The sequence below is a fragment of the Paracoccaceae bacterium genome, assembly GCA_033344815.1.
Classification (GTDB): Bacteria; Pseudomonadota; Alphaproteobacteria; order Rhodobacterales; family Rhodobacteraceae; genus Roseobacter.
Genome location: JAWPMR010000001.1, coordinates 1,048,988 through 1,067,995 on the forward strand (window position 1 = coordinate 1,048,988; position 19,008 = coordinate 1,067,995).

The following is a 19,008-nucleotide window of genomic DNA, read 5'->3' on the forward strand; positions in this document are numbered from 1 at the left end:
CATGCTGCTGCTGATCGACAATTACGACAGTTTTACCTACAACCTGTTGCACTATCTGGGCAGTCTCGGGGCGGAAGTCGTCGTTCATCGTAATGACGCGCTGGATGTGCAACAAGCCATGGCCATGAACCCTGCTGGCATTTTGCTGTCCCCCGGACCTTGCGATCCGGATCAGGCAGGAATTTGCCTTGCGATTACGCAAGCAGCGGCGGAAACCCGCACGCCCTTGATGGGGGTTTGTCTGGGACATCAGACCATTGGACAGACGTTCGGCGGCAAGGTCGTTCAGGCAAAAGACATCGTGCACGGCAAAATGGGGCATATCGACCATAGTGGTAAGGGGCTGTTTGCCGGGCTGCCAACCCCCTTCGCCGCTACGCGCTATCATTCGCTGACGGTGGATCGCGCCACATTGCCCGACAGCCTTGAGATCACCGCCGATCTGGCGGACGGAACGATCATGGGACTTCAGCACCGGGAACTCCCCATCCACGGCGTACAATTCCATCCGGAATCAATCCGGTCAGAGCACGGCCATGCGCTTTTGCAAAACTTTCTGAACGAAATGAAGGTTGCGGCATGAGTGACGCGCTGAAACCGCTGATCGGGGCGGCCGCAACCGGCCCTTTGACCAAAGAACAAGCGGAAATGGCATTCGCAATCCTCTTTGAGGGCGAAGCCACGCCCAGCCAGATCGGTGGCTTGCTGATGGCGTTGCGCACGCGTGGGGAAACGGTCGACGAATATGCCGCCGCCGCGGCTGTCATGCGCGCGAAATGCCATGCCGTGCGTGCGCCCGAAGGGGCGATGGACATCGTGGGCACAGGCGGTGACGGCAAGGGCACCCTGAACATCTCCACCGCCACAGCCTTTGTCGTCGCAGGCGCAGGCGTGGTCGTGGCCAAACACGGCAATCGCAACCTGAGTTCAAAATCCGGCGCAGCAGATGCGCTGACACAGATGGGATTGAATGTCATGGTTGGCCCGGAAACCGTGGAAAGGGCTCTGGCTGAGGCCGGGATCGGCTTCATGATGGCACCGATGCATCACCCGGCGATTGCCCATGTGATGCCGACGCGGGCAGAACTGGGAACCCGCACGATTTTCAATATCTTGGGGCCTTTGACAAACCCTGCGGGGGTCAAACGACAGCTCACAGGTGCGTTTTCGCGTGACCTGATCCAGCCTATGGCCGAAACACTCGCGGCATTGGGATCCGAGAAAGCCTGGCTGGTGCATGGCTCTGATGGCACGGATGAACTGACCATCACGGGCGTTTCCTGGGTCAGTGCGCTGGATCTGGATGGATCGATTTCCAATATCGAAATCCACCCGGAAGATGCCGGTTTGCCAGTGCACCCTTTCGAGGACATCATCGGCGGGACGCCAGAGGAAAATGCACGTGACTTCAATGCATTGTTGGATGGTGAGCTTTCGGCTTATCGCGATGCGGTTTTGTTGAATGCGGCAGCTGCACTTTTGGTGGCGGATGCGGTTTCCACCCTGAGGGAAGGCGTCGAGCGCGCCGCCGCAGCCATCGACAGCGGTGCCGCGCGTGACAAGATCGCTGCTGTCGCAGAAATCACCCAAGCAGCGTGAGCGAATACAGTCTGCGATCTCTCGGCGCTTGGGCAGATCTGCCGTTTTTTGCGACCCAATGGCCCAACATAGAAGCGCAGTTAGCCACAGAAACACGTCAGGTATTGCCTCCGCCTGGCAAGGTGTTTCGTGCCTTGGAACGCGCGCAACCTTGTGACGTCAAGGTCGTTATTCTAGGTCAGGACCCCTATCCGACACCGGGACACGCGCATGGGTTGGCATTTTCTGCCGAGGCGGATGTGCGACCGCTGCCCAGATCGCTGGGAAATATTTTCAAGGAAATGCAAAGTGATCTGGGTGCAGCCCCTGTGAGTGCCAATCTGGAATTTTGGGCAGATCAAGGTGTCTTGCTGCTCAACACCATCCTGACTGTCCCGGCTGGCGAAGCCAAGGGACATGAAAAACTGGGGTGGCAAATCCTGACAGGCCAAATCCTGAACCGATTGGCAGACCACCCGCGCGCCTACCTGCTTTGGGGAGCCGACGCCCATAAGACAGCCCGAGACGTAGATGCAGAGCAAAATCTCAAGATCGAAACGTCGCATCCCTCCCCGCTCTCTGCCCGGCGCGGTTTTTTTGGATCCAGACCGTTCAGCCGGGTCAATGTGTGGTTGCAGGCGCGCGGCGCGCAGGCCATAAACTGGGCGAACGCGCCGGAGATCCCATGACCGAAACCATTCTTGAAAAAATCAAAGCCTACAAGCTGGACGAAGTTGCCGCAGATAAAATTGCAAAACCTCTGGTGGAAATTGAGGCAGAGGCACGCGAGGCACCGCCGGTAAGACCGTTTGCAGATGCTGTTCACCATGCCACGTTGGAAGGCTACGGGCTCATCGCTGAAATTAAAAAAGCAAGCCCGTCCAAGGGTCTGATCCGGCCCGATTTTGACCCGGAGTCCCTGGCCAAAGCCTATGCAGATGGAGGGGCGACCTGCCTGTCCGTCTTGACAGATACGCCCAGTTTCCAAGGCGCAAAGAACTACCTCGTTGCCGCCCGTGCGGCCTGCGATTTGCCGGTATTGCGCAAGGATTTCATGTACGACACCTATCAGGTAGCCGAGGCACGCGCCATGGGGGCGGATTGCATCTTGATCATTATGGCATCGGTGAGCGATGATCAGGCCAGCGATCTGGAAGAGGCGGCAACGGAATGGGGCATGGATGCCTTGATCGAAGTGCATGACGGCATTGAATTGCAACGCGCAAGCCATCTCAAGAGCCGCATGATCGGGATCAACAATCGCAATTTAAAGACCTTCGAGACGTCGCTTGATACCACGCGCAGGCTGTCACGTGACGTGCCTGCGGATCGGTTGATTGTTGCTGAATCCGGTCTGAGCACAGCGGAAGATCTTGCCGATATGGCGCGATATGGCGCACGCATTTTCCTGATCGGGGAAAGCCTGATGCGTCAGCAAAACGTCGAACAGGCGACGCGAGACTTACTCGCAAATCCGATGACCGCCGGAGGCATGTAAGATGACCGGGAAGCTGACGCATTTTGACAGCAAGGGCGACGCCCATATGGTCGATGTGGGCGACAAGCCGGTAACGGATCGGATCGCCGTTGCGCAATGCCACATCAGGATGAAGCCTGAAACGTTTGATATCATTACAAAAGGTCGCGCAAAAAAGGGTGACGTTCTGGGGGTCGCGCGTCTGGCCGGCATCATGGCGGCAAAACGTACATCTGACTTGATTCCGCTGTGCCATCCTTTGCCGATCACGAAGATCGGAGTCGCGTTCACCGCAGATAGGGACTTACCGGGGTTTCACATCGAGGCAACCGTCAAAACCACGGGCCAGACCGGTGTCGAAATGGAAGCGCTGACGGCAGCCTCAGTCGCCGCTTTGACGGTCTTTGACATGTCCAAGGCTGTCGATAAAACCATGCAAATCAATGAACTGCGTGTTGTTCTTAAAGATGGCGGTAAATCCGGTCGGTTTGAGGCGCAATGATCACGGTCGCGCAGGCGCTGGATCACTTGTTCGAGCTCGTGAAGCCTCTCGACATCGAAACTGTGCCGCTGCGCCGCGCGTCAGGTCGGATCCTTGCGCGCGACGGGGTGGCGGCCCGCACGCAGCCCCCCTTTCATGCGGCCTCCATGGATGGTTACGCGATGCGCCGCTCAGAGGCTGAACCGGACGCAATGCTCAAAGTCGTCGGAGAGGCCGCCGCGGGTCACAGCTATCAGGGCAAGTTGGGCCCCGGCCAATGCACGCGGATATTCACCGGCGCTCCGATGCCGCAAGAGGCTGATTTCGTTGTGATTCAGGAAGATGTCACGCGGCGCGGCGATGTGATCACCTTGAACCGTGACATGGACACAAAGGACAACGTTCGACCGGCGGGTGGTGATTTTAAGGTGGGCGACAAGATTGAGGCCCCGCGCCGGTTGGGGGCCCCGGATGTGGCGTTGCTGGCCGCCATGAATATTGCTGAGGTGCCTGTCACGCGTCGTCCCATCGTCGCCATCATGGCGACCGGAGATGAATTGGTCATGCCCGGCGAGACCCCGGGACCAGATCAGATCATCGCCTCCAATTCTTTCGGGCTGGCCGCGCAGCTGGAAGCCCTTGGCGCTGAGACCCGCATGATCCCGATCGCGCGCGATACTGTCGCATCGCTCAAGACGGCGTTTGCACTCGCCGCTTCTGCCGACCTGATTGTGACCATTGGCGGCGCATCGGTTGGAGACCATGATCTGGTCGCACCCGTGGCCGCCGACCTCGGCATGAAACAATCCTTTTACAAGGTTGCCATGCGTCCGGGTAAGCCGCTGATGGCGGGTCGTTTGAACGATGTGCCAATGATTGGCTTGCCGGGAAATCCAGTCTCGGCCTTGGTGTGCGGCCTCATTTTTGTGGCCCCTGTAGTGCGCGCAATGTTGGGCCTCCCCGCTGGTGCAGCCCCAAGAATGGTAACGCAACTCGCCGCAACCTTGCCCAAGAACGGGCCGCGAGAGCATTACATGCGTGCCAAGGTAACGCCTGATGGGTTACGCGCTTTTGACCGACAGGACAGCTCGCTTTTGACAGTTCTCGCCGATTCCAACGCGCTTTTGGTGCGCGCGCCTCATGATCCGGCCCGCGAAACCGGTGAGAGCGTGTCATACCTGCCTTTGTGAAATCCTTTAGAAAGCGTTGACACAAAACGGGAACATCACTAGAACAAACGCAAATTCAGGCGTCGGAGGGACCAAAAGATGCTCACCAAGAAGCAGTTGGATTTGCTGGAGTTCATTCAAAAGCGCATGCAGCGTGATGGTGTACCGCCCAGCTTTGATGAAATGAAGGAAGCGCTCGATCTGCGCTCCAAATCGGGAATTCATCGGCTGATCACAGCCTTGGAAGAGCGTGGATTTATCCGTCGTCTCGCCCACCGGGCTCGGGCCATAGAAATCGTGAAGCTGCCTGAAAGCCTTGGCGGTAACCCCACAAGCGGGTTCAACCCGCGCATCATTGAAGGCGACAAACCGGATGCGCCAAAACCTGCGGGTGCACAATCTGTCACCAGCGCCTTTGCTATCGAACTGCCGTTGATGGGGCGGATTGCCGCGGGTGTTCCGATTGAGGCGATTAATCAACAATCCCACAACGTCGCGGTGCCAAGTCAGATGTTGTCGGGATCAGGAGAACATTACGCCCTGGAAGTGCGCGGAGATTCCATGATCGAAGCCGGTATCAATGACGGCGACGTGGTGGTGATCAAGGAAACCAGCGTAGCCGACAACGGCGACATCGTCGTGGCCCTCGTCGAAGATCATGAGGCCACGCTGAAACGCTATATGCGCAAGGGTCAGAGCATCGCGCTGGAGGCCGCAAACCCAGCTTATGAAACCCGCATCTTCAAGGACGATCAGGTCAAGGTACAAGGTAAGCTGGTGGGACTTATCCGCACTTATTGACGCGGAAAACCGCGTGCGTGCCACGGCGTCCAGAGCCGGTCACCCGTTACATCGCGGACAGATGTCAGACGGATTCCGTTTTTTCCAGTGGTGATGGCGACAGCCCCCATGTTCTTCAGGCGCGCCGGGTCAAACAGCATGCATCCCGATGCTGTTTTGGGTAGGTTCAGGTTTGCGACAATGATCTGGCCTTCTGAGCACCCCTCAAACCCCGCTACCGCTTTTTTACCGGCCAGATGCATGACGCTAATGCCCCCGGGCAACGCCGCGATGCGCGTGTCTGGCCACCGCTCGGATGCCGTGAATTGATCGGTCATCTCGCCATCGTTTTCCAGCCAGTTCTGCGCAACAAATCCTGCCCCTTTCGCTTTGCTCAGGGCGCGTCCCTCCCCAGTCATGATGCCAACCAGCGTGCCATTTTCGGCAATCAATCCGATGGGGCGATCCGAAGTCACCCAGAGCCAGAACGCCGCCAAAACCGGTATCACGCCCATCAACCGCGTGCGCCCTTGCCACAGGCACAGCCACAAAAACCCCAATGCGATCATCGGTAAAACCGCAACCCCCGGTCCATGTACAAAAGAGCGCGCGCCGTCCAAACCGGCCACAAACGTGCTAACCTCGAGGATCCAGCGCAACCCCAGCCCCATGATCCAGAGGCCGATCCAGTCGAGCCCGAAAGGCGCAAGCAAAGCGGCCAAAACCGCCGCCGGAATGACAACGGTTCCCATCATCGGCACGGAGGTCAGATTGGCCAGCAAACCATAGTGCGACAGCGCATTGAAATGCGCAGCACCAATGGGGGCGGTTGCGATGCCTGCAACACCCGATGAAATCAGGACGGCGACCACGGGTTTTGCCCAATTGGGCCCCATTGAAATCTGGTGATCGCGCATGTAGCCGAAGACCGTAACCAATGCCGTTGTGGCGGCAAAAGACATTTGAAAACCTGGGCCCAGCAGCGCTTCGGGCCTCAGAAACAGAACGATTGTCGCCGCAATTGCGACGGCGCGCAGGCTGATAGCACGGCGGTTCAGCATGATGGCAGTAAGGGCCACTGCAACCATGATGAAGGCACGTTCAGTCGCCACATTGCCGCCCGACAGGGCGAGGTAGCAACAAGCCACGATCAAAGAACCCGCCGCTGCCATTTTGCGCGCAGGAACACGCAAGGCCAGGGGCGGGATCAATGCAATCGAAATCCGCAATAAGGCAAATACAAAACCGGTCAGAAGACCCATGTGTAATCCGGATATCGCCAACAGATGCGCGAGGTTGCTGGCGCGCAGGTCATCAAGCGTTTCCCGACTGATCGCGCTGCGCGACCCCGTTGTAACCGCGACTGCCACGCCGCCAACGTCACCGGGGAGGATTTCCAGCATGCGCGATGCAACCGCCATCCGGACGCGAAAAATCAACAGGTCGAACCGGCCTTTTTCTGGCAGGGAAATCGCCAAAAGGGGCACGCGGGAATAGCCGACGCCACCTAGTTGACCAAACCAGGCGTGGCGTTGGAAATCAAAGCCCCCTGGCTCCACTGGCCCGCCCGGAGGTGAGACATGCGCCGTTGTGAACACACGCAATCCCGGAGTTGGTTTGATGCTCAGACTTTGATCACCGTGCAGAGAAATGCGCACCCGTTCGGGCGTACGTTCAGGTGCCGTGCGTTCCAGCACCACTTGATCGAGGGTCAGGCGCAGCGCATCCGAACCACTGCGATCAATGTTGACGATGCGCCCCTCAACCGGGCCGTAATACCGCCAACTCATAACAGGGCTCGCCACATCATGCGCGCGGTAGGCCGCCAGCACAAATCCGGTGGCGATCAACACTATTGCTATCAAAACGGGGCTTAGCGCCTCGCCAAGCCAACGTGTCAGGATCAAAAGCGTGACAGCCAGAATGCCAACACCTGCCAGGAACACAGCTGAGGGTTCAAAACGCAACAGGAAGTACCAGCCAATGCCGATCGCAAGACAAATGGGGATCCACTCGAAAAGCGCGCCGCGCTGGTCAAGCAGGATGGCCCGGATTTGTATCACGCAGCACCTCCTTGCCCCCGTTCACTGCACTGGATAGACAGACGTTCTAGATTTACGCCCCTCATGGTTACTGAAAGGTAAATGCAAGCATGTCAGCGCCCGTCGTCACTCGTTTCGCCCCTTCGCCCACCGGGTATCTGCATATCGGCGGCGCGCGCACGGCGTTGTTCAACTGGCTCTATGCGCGTGGACGCAATGGCAAATTTCTGCTGCGGATTGAAGACACAGATCGGGCGCGCTCGACCCCGGAGGCCACCGACGCGATTTTGCAGGGGATGGCGTGGCTCGGACTGGATCACGACGGCGAGAGCGTCAGCCAGTTTGAAAATGCTGAGCGCCACGCGGCAGTGGCGCATGAATTGCTGGCGGCGGGCAAAGCGTACAAATGTTATGCAACCCAGGATGAGATCGCAGCGTTTCGTGAAGCAGCCCGCGCTGCGGGGCAAAGCACCCTCTTCCGCTCGCCTTGGCGAACTGCCGACCCTGATACCCATCCCGACGCCCCATTTGTGATCCGCATCAAAGCGCCGCAAACCGGACAAACCGTGATACAGGATCAGGTTCAGGGCAATGTAACCATCCGCAACGACCAACTTGATGACATGGTTCTGTTACGCTCCGATGGCACGCCCGTTTATATGTTGGCTGTTGTTGTAGATGACCATGATATGGGCGTGACCCATGTGATCCGCGGGGATGACCACCTCAACAATGCGGCGCGCCAGATGATGATCTATGAGGCCATGGGCTGGGACGTTCCGGTCTGGGCCCATATCCCGCTGATCCACGGGCCTGACGGGAAAAAACTGTCGAAACGACACGGCGCTCTGGGCGCGCAGGAATATCAGACCATGGGGTATCCGGCGGCGGGCATGCGCAACTATCTGGCCCGTCTGGGATGGAGCCACGGGGACAACGAATACTTTACGGATGCACAGGCATTGGAGTGGTTCGATTTGTCCGGTATCGGGAAAAGCCCGGCACGTTTTGATTTCAAGAAACTGGAAAACCTGTCCGGACGCCATATCGCCCATGCGGATGATGCCGCGCTGCAGCATGAAATAGCGCTATATCTGGAAGCTTCAGGGCTGCCAGCCTTGGGGCAGGAACAATCCGACATGCTGTTACGCGCCCTGCCCTTTATCAAAGAGCGGGCAAAAACATTTCCCGAACTCCTTGATAAAGCACAGTTTGCGCTGACCTCTCGTCCGATACAACAAGATGAGAAAGCCGCAAAAAACCTGGATACGGTATCCCGTGGTATGCTGAGAGAATTGACGCCGCAGTTGCAAACTGATAGCTGGGACAGAGAAAATCTGGAGGGTATCCTGAACCGTTTTGCACAGAGCAAAGAGACCAAGTTCGGCAAACTCGCCGGGCCGCTGCGTTCTGCGCTGGCAGGGCGGGCCGTGACACCTTCGGTTTTCGATATGATGCTGGTTCTGGGCAGGGATGAAACCCTCGCACGTTTGACAGAGGCAGCACAGGACGCAGGACAATAAGCTTGCGCAAATTGTTGGCTGGATGCGCAATGCATCACGGGCTGAATACCGGGTGCGCCCGCAGAAATAACAGGAAGGACCACTCATGGCTGAAAGCACAAAATCCGCAAAGCTGAGCATTGACGGCAAGGACTTTGATCTGCCGATTTTCTCCCCGACGGCGGGACCGGATGTGGTGGATATCCGTAAACTATATGCCCAAGCAGGCGTGTTCACTTATGATCCGGGCTTCACCTCCACGGCCAGCTGTGACAGCACCATCACCTTCATTGACGGTGACAAGGGCGAATTGCTGCACCGGGGTTATCCGATCGACCAGCTGGCCAGCAATTCGCACTACCTTGAGGTGTGTTATCTGCTGCTTTACGGCGAGTTGCCCTCCGGCGCGCAACTTGAGGAATTTGAACATCACATCACGCACCACACGATGCTTCACGAGCAGATGCAGAACTTCTTCCGCGGGTTCCGCCGCGACGCGCATCCGATGGCGATCGTGGTGGGTGTCGTCGGGGCAATGTCGGCCTTCTACCACGACAGCACAGATATCACCGACCCGCATCAGCGAGAGATCGCAAGCCACCGCCTGATTGCCAAGATGCCCACCATCGCGGCCTGGGCCTACAAATACTCGATTGGTCAGCCTTTCGTCTATCCGCGCAACGATCTGGATTATGCCTCCAATTTCCTGCGCATGTGTTTTGCGGTGCCGGCCGAGGACTACGAGGTCAACCCGATCCTCAGCCGCGCCATGGACCGCATTTTCACCCTGCACGCAGACCATGAGCAGAACGCATCCACATCGACTGTGCGCTTGGCCTCATCCTCCGGTGCCAACCCCTTTGCCTGTATCGCAGCGGGCGTGGCGTGCCTTTGGGGGCCCGCGCATGGGGGGGCAAATCAGGCCTGTCTTGAGATGCTGAACGAGATCGGTACGCCAGACCGCATTCCTGAATTCATCGCACGGGCCAAGGACAAGAATGATCCTTTCCGCCTGATGGGTTTTGGCCACCGGGTCTACAAGAACTTTGACCCGCGCGCGAAAGTGATGAAGCAATCCGCCGATGAAGTCCTGGATCTGTTGGGCGTTGAGGATAACCCCATTTTGCAAGTCGCAAAGGAACTCGAAGCCGCAGCCCTTGCCGATCCCTATTTTGCCGACAAAAAGCTGTTCCCGAATGTGGATTTCTATTCCGGCATCATCCTTGAAGCGATGGGATTCCCGACCTCCATGTTCACGCCCATCTTTGCGCTGAGCCGGACTGTCGGGTGGATTTCCCAGTGGAAAGAAATGATCGCTGATCCACAGAATAAAATCGGTCGCCCCCGTCAGCTTTATCTCGGCAGCACCGCGCGTGACTACGTGGATATTGAAAACCGCTGATCTCCAAATGGCGCGCGCGCCTCAGTGGTGCGCCGCTCTCGGTCCGGGAAGACACCGATTTGCAGCGAATCGCATTTGCCGTGTCTGACCCGCGGTGGTGCTGGCGTATTTTTTACAAAGAGGCTCGCCTTGAACTGGTCTCGGTTCAACGGGCGAAAAATCTTATCCGCTGGTCACAGTGTCGCGCATGCCTTCAATAGCGCGGTTTCCTTGTCCCCTTGCCGCGGTGCCTTTTTACGGTCATGAAATGCCAAAGAAATGCACACAGGCTCCCGTGTATCGCACTGACCGCGAGCACCCATTTGAAATCTGGCGCGAAACACCTGAACAGGGCCTGTACCAGATCTGGCTTTCTCGGTTGGCGCCGTGGTGCAGGCAAATGGGATATGATGCACTTTGCACGAAGGTTCACCTCCTGTGTTTGGCGCGAGATTTGCCTGTCATGGCGTCATGGATTAGGGGCCTGAAGAGGCCCTTTTTCCCGTTGATGATGCGGTCGAAGACACCATCACAGTTATCCATGACAGAGCCCAAACCCCACCCGTCATCACACGCTCTGATATGTCTCGAAATTTGCAGACCACAATGGCCAATTATGTAGCGGTCAACGTGGTTGGGTGCGCGGGTTGTTCCAGATTCATCACACAGAACGTTTTGTCGGCAGAAAGGTTGGTCGCCAGTCCTGCGTAGTCTTAGCGCCCCTCAAAACGTGCCTGGCGTTTTTCAGTAAAGGCCAGAACGCCCTCCTTGAAGTCGCGGGATTTACCACATTGGCCTTGCTGTTTGGCTTCAAATGTCAGTTGCTCATCCAGAGAATTATCCCAACTGCCTCGGATAACTTTTTTGATGGCCGCATAGGCGGCGGTCGGACCCTGGGCGAGATGGTCGGCGCGCGCGCGCCAGTGTGCCTCGAAACCACTGTCCGGAACAGCTTCCCAGATCAAACCCCAGTCATCCGCCTGCCGCGCCGTTATTTTATCAGCAAAAAGTGCCGCTCCCATTGCTTTGGCGGTACCCATCGTTCGGGGCAGAACATAGGTTCCTCCCGCGTCGGGGATAAGGCCAATACGCGCAAAAGCCTGCAGAAAATAGGCGCTTTCCGCCGCAATCACCACATCGGCCGCCAGCGCGAGGTTCGCCCCGGCCCCTGCTGCAGGACCATTCACCGCCGCAATGGTCGGCACCGGGCAATCCGTAATGGCGCGCAACATCGGTGCGTATTCATCACGCAGGGTGCGTTCCAGATCCAGATTAGCCGCGCTCACCCGATCACCCAGATCCTGTCCCGAGCAAAATGCGCGCCCTGCCCCGGTCAGCACAACCACGCGCGCGGTTTTGCCAGCTTCGGAAACCGCATAGGCAATTTCCGCACGCATCTGCGTACTGAGAGCGTTCATCTTTTCCGCCCGGTTGAGGGTGATCGTCGCCACGCCATCAGTTGTTTCGCAAATCAGGGTTTGATAGTCCATGTGGCTTCCTCTTTCTCAGGCTCGCCCTGTCCTAACAAACTCATTGGTACACAAAAAGAGCAACGAGACGTCACTCTTTCATGATTTCTCGTAAACGCGCTGATTCTGCCTCTGACAAGACCACCTCTTGAGGCGCAGAGATCTTTGCCCGACCGCGGATGTAGCCAATTCCAAGACCCAACCCGATCAGCAACATCAACGGCCCTGCGGCCCAGAGCAACCAGTTTGACCCACTGGCGCGGGGCGACATCAGAACAAATTCACCGTAGCGCGCCACAAAGAAATCCATCACCTGATCATCTGTTGAGCCCTCCGCGATCAACTCGCGCACGGTGCGGCGGGCGTCCTCAGCCCAGTTGGCATTGGAGGAGGCAACCGACTCTGATTGGCAGACCACGCAGCGCAATTCATGATCCAAAGCTCGTGCGCGCGCCTCAAGGGCGGGGTCCTCCAGCATCTCGGACGGATCAAGTGCCCAGAGGGGGCTCGCCAGAAAACTCAAGATGAGAATAAGGCGGATCATTCCGCGGGCACCGCTTTGACTTTGTTGCGCGCGCCTGCGGCAACCCGGAAGCGTCGGTCTGAAAGGCTGAACAGTCCGCCCAGAGACATCAGCGCACAGCCGATCCAGATCCAGTTGGTCAGAGGTTTAATATATGTGCGCACAGCCCAGCCCCCGCCCACCTGTTCGTCCCCGATCACCACATAGACGTCGCGTGCAAGGTCATAATCAATTGCCGCTTCTGTTGTGGGCATCTGGGCCACCGGATAGATGCGTTTTTCCGGTTCCAGTTGTGCAATCACGTCTCCGCCTTGAGACAGAGTAATGTAGCCTGTGGTCGACAGGTAATTAGGCCCCTCGCTGCGGACCACATCGTTTAAAGTCAGCGTGTAGCCACCGACTTCAAAGGGTTCGCCGAACTGCGCCACCTGGATGTCTTCCTGCTGCCAGGCCATCAGGCCAGAAACGCCCATGATCGTGACGCCGAGACCTGCATGCGCGATCGCTTTACCCCAGTCAGCACGTGGCAGGCGGGTCAACCGCGCCCAACGTCCAGGTCCGCGACCCGTGCGTTGTGCCAGATCAACGACAGTACCCATGATGACCCAAGCCGCCAGAAACATGCCGATGGGCCCCAACAGCGTGCGCCCGGATTGCATTGCAAAGACCAAACCGCCAATGGCCACGGCCAATAGAAAGAGATAGCGCAGGGGACGCAGTGCCCGCATCATCCGCGCCCGCTTCCAAGGCATCGCCGATCCGATGGGCAAAATCAGCCCAAGCATCAGCATGAAGGGTGAAAACGCCATGTTGAAAAATGGGGGCCCGACGCTGAGTTTGCGATCAAAGAACATCTCCGCAATCAACGGCCACATCGTGCCGACGAACACCACAAAGCAAGATACCGCCAAAAGTAGATTGTTGGCCACCAAGGCGCTTTCGCGGCTAACGACGCTGAAGACACCTTTCGCTTCCATCGTGCTGGCCCGTATCGCAAAAAGCAACAGAGCACCGCCCATGAAAAACGCCAAGATCATCAAGATGAAGACGCCACGCTCAGGATCATTTGCGAACGCATGCACCGACGTCAAAAGGCCGGAGCGCACAATGAATGTGCCAATCAGTGAGAAGCCAAACGCAAGGATGGCGAGCAGGATGGTCCAGCTTTTGAGCGCCTCGCGTTTTTCCACAACAATCGCGGAATGTAACAGGGCGGCAGCCAAGAGCCATGGCATGAAAGAAGCGTTCTCCACCGGGTCCCAGAACCAGAACCCGCCCCACCCGAGCTCATAATAAGCCCACCAGGAGCCCAGCGCGATCCCAATGGTCAAAAATACCCAGGCCGCCAAGGTCCAGGGTCGCACCCAGCGGCCCCATGCCGCGTCCACGCGCCCCTCCAGCAGCGCCCCAACGGCGAAACTGAATGTCATGCTCAGGCCGACGTATCCCAAATACAGGAAGGGTGGATGGAATGCCAAGCCCGGGTCCTGAAGTAACGGATTCAAATCCTGACCGTCAAAGGGCGGCACAGCGAGACGCAAAAACGGGTTTGATGTGAACAGAATGAAGGCGAAAAAGGCCACAGCAATGGCCGATTGAACCGCAAGCACCCGCGCCCTTAAAGTGGGCGGCAAATTTCCACCAAACCACGCCGCCATGGCCCCGAACAGAGTCACGATGAGCACCCAAAGCAACATGGAGCCTTCGTGATTGCCCCATGTACCGCTGATTTTGTAAAGCATCGGCTTTGCGGAATGACTGTTTAGCGTCACAAGCCGGAGGCTGAAATCAGAGACAATGAACGCATACATCAGCGCCCCGAACGAAAAAGCCGTGAGCCAGAACTGCGCTGTGGCGGCAGGTTCTGCCACCGCCATCCACGCAGGCCAACGTTTGTGCGCCCCGATCAGCGGAACAACCGTCTGAACGATGGCGACGATGAAGGCCAGGATCAACGCGAAATGTCCAAATTCAGTAATCATGAGCGAAGTATAAGGTACCGCTTGAAAACGTCCAATGACAATCGCGCTTTTCAGGTGATCACTTTGTCGCGGTTTGCCGTTTTTTGGCTTGCCAATCTGCCAGCGCTGGATTGCCATCTGGCAGCACAGAAAGGGCGGACAGGCGTGCATCGTGCCCCGTATCCGCAAGTCCCGGCGTCGTTGGTTTCAGGCTGTTCAGGGCAGTGATGTTTTCGATCACGCGCGGCGCAATTGCCATGGTTTGAGCGATGGAGCGCTGAAATTGCTGGCTTTTGATCTGATGGCGCGCGCCAAAGTAAAAGGAGACGACCACCCCCAACAGCCACCAAAGCGGCTCTGGCACCAGTGCAATGCCTTGCATGCGCGCCGAGAACCAAATGGGATCAACCATCGCTGCAACAAAAAGCCCCAGTGTTCCGAGCGCCAAGGCAGGGCGCGGCAGACGGTTTACGCCATCCATCATCCGGTCAAACCAACCGTTTTTGGAGGATTCAAACTCTTGGGCGAACTGCTTCATCGCCTCCAGACGCAATTCCTGTGAACGGGATGCGCCCTCTTCCGCGTTCTCGCGAAACACCCCCGCCGTTTCTGTAATCACATTGCGGCCATTGCCAAAAATGGCGCTCAAAATGCCTGTAATCAAACCCATGCCGAGACCCTTTGCTGAAACTGCTGCTCTGTCAGGTGGTATTGTGTTGCGATGAATTCCTCGGCGCGTTTGATCCATCCGCCTTTGCCGCCCTTGCGGGTCCGTGCGTATTTGCGACTTGCCGCGCGACGATCCGCAATACGGAAGTAATAATTGCGCCGGGCAATCCCGTAAGCATCGGAAAGATAATGGGACGCCTGCTCATAGGCCGCCTGCGTTGCCGCGATGCTCTGCGGGCCAAGCGCACCGTCGACCGCAACACGATGTCCCATGTCACAAAGCAGCCGTTGCAGAAGCTTGATCGCGTTGCTGCCCGCATTCACGTACATGTCAAAAACTGTCGCATGTAAGGCCGGTGGCAACAAAGCGATCAATGGCTTTTCGAAGTAATGCTTTTCAAATATTTCGATGGCTTGCTCTTTTCCGAGCGCACGCACATCCGAAACGGTCACGGCCCCGTCCCGATCAAGATCAATGCCCAACATGCGCATAGTATGGATCGTAACGCCAAATTTAGTTGCACCGCCCGGATCATCCGGGTCGTTTACGAAACCGCCCTCGCGCGCCACAATCTCGGACGCGATTTGTCTGACCGTTTGCATGCATGTCCCCTTTGCTTGCCTGTCGCGGCAACAAAGATGGACATAAAGAAGTTAATTCAAATTGACAGCAGCGTGCGGTGCTACCCTTCGGTACCCTTGTAAACACCTTGTTCCTTCAAAGCGTCCACGACCTCTTTGGGCATGTAGGTCTCATCATGTTTCGCAAGTATTTCAGAAGCTTCAAAAACACCGTCAATGTAGCTTCCTGTACCCACCATCCCTTGATTCTCTTCAAACAGGTCCGGCAGCACCCCGGTATAGGTCACGGGGATCACCGCGCCACCATCGGTCACACTGAACTTTATGGTTTTTCCCTGGCCGCGGACGATAGAGCCCTCTTCTACCAGACCACCAATGCGAAAAACTTCGGCAGGACCTGGGGGCTCAGCAATAATTTGACTCGGTGCCCGAAAAAAATTGATCCCGTCTCGCATGGCATATCCGATTAGCGCAGTAGAAAGCGCCAACGCGACAGCAGCTACTGCGATAATCTGAATACGACGTTGCTTTTTAAGGCTTTTCATAGCACCCTCATGGAAAAAGAGGCGCCATCATGAGCCCCTCCGTCTCCTTGATATTTAGCATGAGATTGGCGTTTTGCAACGCTTGGCCGCTGGATCCTTTCGTGAGGTTATCCAACGCGCCGATGATGATCGTCCGCCCGGGAATGCGATCACTTGCAACGCCGATGTGGCAAAAATTCGAACCTCTTATGTGTCGCGTGCTTGGCGTTTCCCCAAAAGGCAGAACATGGATGAACGGCTCACTGGAATAGGCTGACGCCAGAATATCATGGGTCTCGGAAGGGTTTGCCTTCACATAGGCTGTTGCAAGAATACCCCGATTGGCCGGAACGAGGTGTGGTGTGAACTGCACATGAACCGGCCGCCCGGCAAGCACGCTGAATTCCTGATCAAACTCTCCAAGATGGCGATGCTTTCCGCCAACGGCATAGGCGTGGTAGCCTTCGGAAAGTTCTGCATGCAGCAGGTTTTCCTTGAGGCTACGGCCCGCTCCGGACACAGCGCATTTCAGATCAAGAATGATATCGTCCAGATCAATGCAGCCCGCTGTGATCAAGGGCCTCAGAATGAATTGCCCGGTTGCGGCGTTACACCCGGTGCCTGCCACCAGGCGGGCATCCTTGATCTCGTCGCGATAGAACTCGGTCAGCCCATAGACCGCTTCTTTTTGCAGCGCGACAGCGGCATGATCATTCCCATACCACTTCCGGTACTCATCCGGGTCACGCAGCCGGAAATCCGCACTCAGATCTACGACCTTGAGATCGGAAGGCAACGCAGAAATAACCTGCTGGCTAGTTTTATGCGGCAAGGCGCAAAAGCACAAATCGACATTTGCAAAGTCAATATCATCAATTTGCAAAAGATCCGGCAAGTCCAGGTGGCGCAGATGTGGGAAAACCTGAGCAATGGTCTGCCCGGCTTTTGAATGGGCTCCTAGAGCCGTAATTTTCATGTTTGGGTGATCGGCTATCAGCCGGATCAGCTCCGCCCCGGTATAGCCGGAGGCCCCGAGAATAGCGATTGAATAAGTCATGTGAATTCCGTCTTGGATAGGGTGATATGCGTCAGGCAGATTGAAATGTAATCCGTCGTCGCAAAAACTGAGTTGCCCGGTCGCTGACGCGGCGCGGGTCACCGGTTGTCAGAAACGCCGCCTCGCCCTTACCTATCATATCAGGATGGCGCGCAAGATAGTCCGCAAGGCTGTCCGCCACCAGACTGGCTTGGCTGAACACCCGCACATCCTCTCCGAGGGCGCTCTGGAAATATTCCTGCATAAGCGGATAATGCGTACACCCCAATATCGCCGCATCGGGATTGGGCATTTTACGTTGCAATGCGTCCACGTGACTGCGCACGAGGGCTTCGGCCAGGATCATGTCACCGTCCTCAATCGCATCCACGACACCGCCACAGGCCTGAGCTTCGACATCTACGCCAATAGCGCGAAACGCCAGTTCCCGCTGAAACGCCCGGCTGGCGACCGTTGCCGGCGTTGCAAACAACGCGACATGCTTCACGTCAACTTCGCGCGGGGGAGAATTATCACCCCATTGCCGCTCCGTCATGGCTTCGATCAATGGCACAAAAACACCAAGAACACGTCTGTCCTGCGGCACCCATGATTCCTGCATGCGCCGCAAGGCAGCCGCCGATGCTGTATTGCACGCCAGAATGACCAAACTGCATCCGGCTTCAAACAAACGCGCCACGGCGGCACAGGTCAGATCAAAGATATCCTCAGCCGTTCGCACACCATAAGGCGCATGCGCGCTGTCGGCAAGATAGACAAATGCCTGATCCGGAAGGCGTTTTTGCACAGCATCGAGGACGGTCAGCCCTCCTAAACCACTATCAAATATCCCAATTGCCATCGTCTTCAGTGCCCTTTGGGCGCCTGATCAAATCCGGTGCCGCTTTTCGAATTCGTAGCCCAGATCAAATTGCTGTTCCGGATCCATAGAAAGCTCATACGTGGCTTTTCGCAGGAAATCCATCATCGCTTTGCTGTCTGTCGCCAAAGGGTCGAGCACCTCACGATGAATCGGAGCGCCAATTGAAATTCTGACCGGTATATCAACGCGTTTGCCGAACTCATTGATCAGCAAACCCATACGCAGGGTTGCGTGCATATGACTTGCAATCTGAAACAACCGACTGGTGTGACCCTCAAAATAAAGCGGCACGACCGTTGCTCTTGATTTGGCGATCATCCGCGCGGTAAAGTTCCGCCACCCCGGATCCATGGGGCGCGAGAACGGTTTCGCGGCTGTGCTGACCGTTCCGCCTGGAAAAACCCCGATTGCACCATTGTTCCTCAGGTAAGCCAATGCGGTTTTCCGAGTCGCAAGGTTCAGCGCCAAGGCGTCCTTGGTGCTTGCAAAACTGATCGGCAAGACGTGACGATTAAGGTCCTTTGACTGGCTGAACACCGCATTGGCCAGAATTCGATAATCACCGCGGGCCCGTGCCAGAATTTGCCCCATCATCAGACCGTCAAGAATGCCATAGGGGTGGTTTGCAATCAAAATCAGCGGCCCATCGCGCAGGATATTATCCATAGATCCCGCAACCACTTCGAGCGACAGGCCGTATCTTTCTGCCATCACGTCAAAAAAGTCGCGCCCCGCAGCGATCTCATCCTCATAGCCATGCGCACGCTTTATCAACTGCAATCGACCCGTGCTGTTTTCCATCACACGTATCAAGGCGCGGCCGCCCTTGGTCTGCGCCGAAAAAGAATAACTTATGTCACGTGCCGTCTTTGATCGCATCATTCCCTCAGGGTGGCGCCCGATACTGCGCGCAGTCGCTGGTGTCGGGGGCCGTCTTATGCATCCTCAATA

At 56.8% G+C, this 19,008-nt stretch carries 19 protein-coding genes; 9 read left to right on the plus strand and 10 right to left on the minus strand.

From position 1 onward, the window contains the following. The first annotated feature begins 1 nt into the window (after nt 1). The 7 genes from R8G34_04860 to lexA all read left to right on the plus strand — a co-directional run bounded on the left by R8G34_04860 (nt 2) and on the right by lexA (nt 5,506). On the plus strand, nt 2-583 hold the full coding sequence (locus R8G34_04860) for an aminodeoxychorismate/anthranilate synthase component II (GenBank protein ID MDW3222206.1): 582 nt from the start codon (nt 2-4) through the stop codon (nt 581-583). After that, nucleotides 580-1,599, plus strand: a complete 1,020-nt coding sequence (trpD, locus tag R8G34_04865; protein ID MDW3222207.1) for an anthranilate phosphoribosyltransferase — start codon at nt 580-582, stop codon at nt 1,597-1,599. The genes R8G34_04860 and trpD overlap by 4 nt, the downstream gene beginning before the upstream one ends. Further along, complete coding sequence (locus R8G34_04870) at nt 1,596-2,267, plus strand: uracil-DNA glycosylase (protein MDW3222208.1); 672 nt, start codon at nt 1,596-1,598, stop codon at nt 2,265-2,267. Before trpD ends, R8G34_04870 begins: the two co-directional genes overlap by 4 nt. Then, entirely contained in the window at nt 2,264-3,076 is an 813-nt protein-coding gene (gene trpC / locus R8G34_04875; protein MDW3222209.1) for an indole-3-glycerol phosphate synthase TrpC, read from the plus strand. Before R8G34_04870 ends, trpC begins: the two co-directional genes overlap by 4 nt. 1 nt (nt 3,077) lies before the next feature. Continuing rightward, nucleotides 3,078-3,557: a cyclic pyranopterin monophosphate synthase MoaC gene (moaC, locus tag R8G34_04880; GenBank protein MDW3222210.1), complete on the plus strand. Its 480-nt coding sequence runs from the start codon at nt 3,078-3,080 to the stop codon at nt 3,555-3,557. Beyond that, nucleotides 3,554-4,726 (plus strand): molybdopterin molybdotransferase MoeA, encoded by a 1,173-nt coding sequence (locus R8G34_04885; protein MDW3222211.1) that lies wholly within the window; start codon nt 3,554-3,556, stop codon nt 4,724-4,726. Before moaC ends, R8G34_04885 begins: the two co-directional genes overlap by 4 nt. Before the next feature lie 78 nt (nt 4,727-4,804). Further along, nucleotides 4,805-5,506, plus strand: coding sequence for a transcriptional repressor LexA (lexA, locus tag R8G34_04890; GenBank protein MDW3222212.1), 702 nt, complete (start codon nt 4,805-4,807; stop codon nt 5,504-5,506). Here lexA and R8G34_04895 read toward each other — a convergent pair. After that, on the minus strand, nt 5,500-7,548 hold the full coding sequence (locus tag R8G34_04895) for a ComEC/Rec2 family competence protein (GenBank protein MDW3222213.1): 2,049 nt from the start codon (nt 7,546-7,548) through the stop codon (nt 5,500-5,502). The two genes, lexA and R8G34_04895, sit on opposite strands and share 7 nt — an antisense overlap. Before the next feature lie 89 nt (nt 7,549-7,637). On the opposite strand from R8G34_04895, the gene gltX reads away from it, so the two are divergent. Together gltX and gltA are read left to right on the plus strand one after the other, a co-directional pair. Then, nucleotides 7,638-9,050 carry a glutamate--tRNA ligase gene (gltX, locus tag R8G34_04900; GenBank protein MDW3222214.1) on the plus strand — a complete coding sequence of 471 codons (1,413 nt, stop codon included), beginning with the start codon at nt 7,638-7,640 and terminating at the stop codon, nt 9,048-9,050. Nucleotides 9,051-9,135: 85 nt separating this feature from the next. Next, the gene (gltA, locus tag R8G34_04905; GenBank protein ID MDW3222215.1) at nt 9,136-10,431 is read left to right on the plus strand and encodes a citrate synthase; all 1,296 of its coding nucleotides are present in this window, start codon (nt 9,136-9,138) and stop codon (nt 10,429-10,431) included. A gap of 692 nt (nt 10,432-11,123) precedes the next feature. On the opposite strand, the gene R8G34_04910 is transcribed toward gltA, so the two are convergent. The 9 genes from R8G34_04910 to R8G34_04950 all read right to left on the minus strand — a co-directional run bounded on the left by R8G34_04910 (nt 11,124) and on the right by R8G34_04950 (nt 18,936). Further along, nucleotides 11,124-11,900 carry an enoyl-CoA hydratase-related protein gene (locus R8G34_04910; GenBank protein ID MDW3222216.1) on the minus strand — a complete coding sequence of 259 codons (777 nt, stop codon included), beginning with the start codon at nt 11,898-11,900 and terminating at the stop codon, nt 11,124-11,126. A gap of 70 nt (nt 11,901-11,970) precedes the next feature. Continuing rightward, nucleotides 11,971-12,423, minus strand: a complete 453-nt coding sequence (locus R8G34_04915) for a cytochrome c-type biogenesis protein (protein ID MDW3222217.1) — start codon at nt 12,421-12,423, stop codon at nt 11,971-11,973. Then, the gene (locus R8G34_04920) at nt 12,420-14,384 is read right to left on the minus strand and encodes a heme lyase CcmF/NrfE family subunit (GenBank protein ID MDW3222218.1); all 1,965 of its coding nucleotides are present in this window, start codon (nt 14,382-14,384) and stop codon (nt 12,420-12,422) included. Before R8G34_04920 ends, R8G34_04915 begins: the two co-directional genes overlap by 4 nt. Before the next feature lie 58 nt (nt 14,385-14,442). After that, nucleotides 14,443-15,033: a holin family protein gene (locus R8G34_04925; GenBank protein ID MDW3222219.1), complete on the minus strand. Its 591-nt coding sequence runs from the start codon at nt 15,031-15,033 to the stop codon at nt 14,443-14,445. After that, a complete protein-coding gene (locus R8G34_04930; protein MDW3222220.1) occupies nt 15,024-15,635 on the minus strand; it encodes a holin-associated N-acetylmuramidase in 612 nt (203 codons plus the stop codon). Before R8G34_04930 ends, R8G34_04925 begins: the two co-directional genes overlap by 10 nt. 80 nt (nt 15,636-15,715) lie before the next feature. Further along, nucleotides 15,716-16,159 (minus strand): cytochrome c maturation protein CcmE, encoded by a 444-nt coding sequence (ccmE, locus tag R8G34_04935; protein ID MDW3222221.1) that lies wholly within the window; start codon nt 16,157-16,159, stop codon nt 15,716-15,718. Nucleotides 16,160-16,166: 7 nt separating this feature from the next. Further along, nucleotides 16,167-17,195 (minus strand): N-acetyl-gamma-glutamyl-phosphate reductase, encoded by a 1,029-nt coding sequence (argC, locus tag R8G34_04940; GenBank protein MDW3222222.1) that lies wholly within the window; start codon nt 17,193-17,195, stop codon nt 16,167-16,169. Between the two features lie 31 nt (nt 17,196-17,226). Beyond that, nucleotides 17,227-18,036, minus strand: coding sequence for a glutamate racemase (murI, locus tag R8G34_04945; GenBank protein MDW3222223.1), 810 nt, complete (start codon nt 18,034-18,036; stop codon nt 17,227-17,229). A gap of 27 nt (nt 18,037-18,063) precedes the next feature. Beyond that, complete coding sequence (locus R8G34_04950; protein ID MDW3222224.1) at nt 18,064-18,936, minus strand: lysophospholipid acyltransferase family protein; 873 nt, start codon at nt 18,934-18,936, stop codon at nt 18,064-18,066. Nucleotides 18,937-19,008 lie beyond the last annotated feature (72 nt).

What these genes read in the sequence shown, in the direction of transcription:
- R8G34_04860 (MDW3222206.1), top strand. Translation starts at nt 2, where the DNA reads ATGCTGCTGCTGATCGACAATTACGACAGTTTTACCTACAACCTGTTG.
- trpD (MDW3222207.1), top strand. Translation starts at nt 580, where the DNA reads ATGAGTGACGCGCTGAAACCGCTGATCGGGGCGGCCGCAACCGGCCCT.
- trpC (MDW3222209.1), top strand. Translation starts at nt 2,264, where the DNA reads ATGACCGAAACCATTCTTGAAAAAATCAAAGCCTACAAGCTGGACGAA.
- moaC (MDW3222210.1), top strand. Translation starts at nt 3,078, where the DNA reads ATGACCGGGAAGCTGACGCATTTTGACAGCAAGGGCGACGCCCATATG.
- R8G34_04885 (MDW3222211.1), top strand. Translation starts at nt 3,554, where the DNA reads ATGATCACGGTCGCGCAGGCGCTGGATCACTTGTTCGAGCTCGTGAAG.
- lexA (MDW3222212.1), top strand. Translation starts at nt 4,805, where the DNA reads ATGCTCACCAAGAAGCAGTTGGATTTGCTGGAGTTCATTCAAAAGCGC.
- gltX (MDW3222214.1), top strand. Translation starts at nt 7,638, where the DNA reads ATGTCAGCGCCCGTCGTCACTCGTTTCGCCCCTTCGCCCACCGGGTAT.
- gltA (MDW3222215.1), top strand. Translation starts at nt 9,136, where the DNA reads ATGGCTGAAAGCACAAAATCCGCAAAGCTGAGCATTGACGGCAAGGAC.
- R8G34_04910 (MDW3222216.1), bottom strand. Translation starts at nt 11,900, where the DNA reads ATGGACTATCAAACCCTGATTTGCGAAACAACTGATGGCGTGGCGACG.
- R8G34_04915 (MDW3222217.1), bottom strand. Translation starts at nt 12,423, where the DNA reads ATGATCCGCCTTATTCTCATCTTGAGTTTTCTGGCGAGCCCCCTCTGG.
- R8G34_04920 (MDW3222218.1), bottom strand. Translation starts at nt 14,384, where the DNA reads ATGATTACTGAATTTGGACATTTCGCGTTGATCCTGGCCTTCATCGTC.
- R8G34_04925 (MDW3222219.1), bottom strand. Translation starts at nt 15,033, where the DNA reads ATGGGTTTGATTACAGGCATTTTGAGCGCCATTTTTGGCAATGGCCGC.
- R8G34_04930 (MDW3222220.1), bottom strand. Translation starts at nt 15,635, where the DNA reads ATGCAAACGGTCAGACAAATCGCGTCCGAGATTGTGGCGCGCGAGGGC.
- ccmE (MDW3222221.1), bottom strand. Translation starts at nt 16,159, where the DNA reads ATGAAAAGCCTTAAAAAGCAACGTCGTATTCAGATTATCGCAGTAGCT.
- argC (MDW3222222.1), bottom strand. Translation starts at nt 17,195, where the DNA reads ATGACTTATTCAATCGCTATTCTCGGGGCCTCCGGCTATACCGGGGCG.
- murI (MDW3222223.1), bottom strand. Translation starts at nt 18,036, where the DNA reads ATGGCAATTGGGATATTTGATAGTGGTTTAGGAGGGCTGACCGTCCTC.
- R8G34_04950 (MDW3222224.1), bottom strand. Translation starts at nt 18,936, where the DNA reads ATGCGATCAAAGACGGCACGTGACATAAGTTATTCTTTTTCGGCGCAG.